3 tRNA genes and 2 rRNA genes are annotated in these 1,100 nt (G+C 44.6%); all 5 read left to right on the forward strand.

What is annotated here, in order from left to right:
- Nucleotides 1-84 (forward strand): 16S ribosomal RNA (locus tag CZ809_RS20735); the annotation flags it as partial.
- 101 nt (nucleotides 85-185) lie between these two features.
- A tRNA-Glu gene (locus CZ809_RS20740) sits at nucleotides 186-261 on the forward strand.
- A 21-nt stretch (nucleotides 262-282) separates the two neighbouring features.
- Nucleotides 283-358 (forward strand) — tRNA-Lys (locus CZ809_RS20745).
- Nucleotides 359-389: 31 nt separating this feature from the next.
- A tRNA-Val gene (locus CZ809_RS20750) sits at nucleotides 390-465 on the forward strand.
- A gap of 330 nt (nucleotides 466-795) precedes the next feature.
- Nucleotides 796-1,100: ribosomal RNA gene (locus CZ809_RS20755) — 23S ribosomal RNA — on the forward strand; the annotation flags it as partial.

Raw genomic sequence — 1,100 nt, forward strand, 5'->3', positions numbered from 1 at the left:
GCGTTTACCACGGTGTGGTTCATGACTGGGGTGAAGTCGTAACAAGGTAGCCCTAGGGGAACCTGGGGCTGGATCACCTCCTTACCTAAAGACTTATGCTGTTTTATGCAGTGTCCACACAGATTGCTTGGTCGAAATGTAAAAGAGCCGACGTAAGTTGCCCAACAACTTGCGTTATGAACATTGTCCCGTTCGTCTAGAGGCCTAGGACACCGCCCTTTCACGGCGGTAACAGGGGTTCGACTCCCCTACGGGACGCCACTTCTCTTTGAAGTGAAAATTGGGTCGTTAGCTCAGTTGGTAGAGCAGTTGACTTTTAATCAATTGGTCGCAGGTTCGAATCCTGCACGACCCACCATTCTTTCTCACGAAGGAATTAAAACTATCGTGGGCGATTAGCTCAGTTGGGAGAGCACCTCCCTTACAAGGAGGGGGTCACTGGTTCGAGCCCGGTATCGCCCACCACTCTCTAAGAATTTTCTGCACGGAATCGCAGATTTAATGAAGAATACCTTTATTAAGTCCGCATTGTTGTCGCTGAAAATCATTAGAAAGTGGTTATCGTTAGATAATTGCATGCTCTTTAACAATCTGGAAAGCTGACTAGTAAATTTAATCGAAAGATTAATTTTAAAAATGTTTTTATTCTTTGAATAAAAACGAGTTCTCAAAACAACACACATTCAAGTGTCTTGTATCGAGTCCGGCGAAAAACCAATGTTTAATATTTTCTTGATCGAATTATTAAACGCAAACCTTGGTTGTTTGAACATACAAGACCTCTTGGGGTTGTATGGTTAAGTGACTAAGCGTACACGGTGGATGCCTTGGCAGTCAGAGGCGATGAAGGACGTATTAACTTGCGATAAGCCCAGATTAGGCAGTAAAAGCCTCTTGAGTCTGGGATTTCCGAATGGGGAAACCCACTTGCATAAGCAAGTATCATTAACTGAATACATAGGTTAATGAGGCAAACCGGGGGAACTGAAACATCTAAGTACCCCGAGGAAGAGAAATCAACCGAGATTCCGGTAGTAGCGGCGAGCGAAACCGGATTAGCCCTTAAGCTAGTTCTGCGTTAGGTGAAGGTTCTGGAAAGT

Source organism: Photobacterium piscicola, assembly GCF_900166965.1.
Lineage (GTDB): Bacteria > Pseudomonadota > Gammaproteobacteria > Enterobacterales > Vibrionaceae > Photobacterium > Photobacterium piscicola.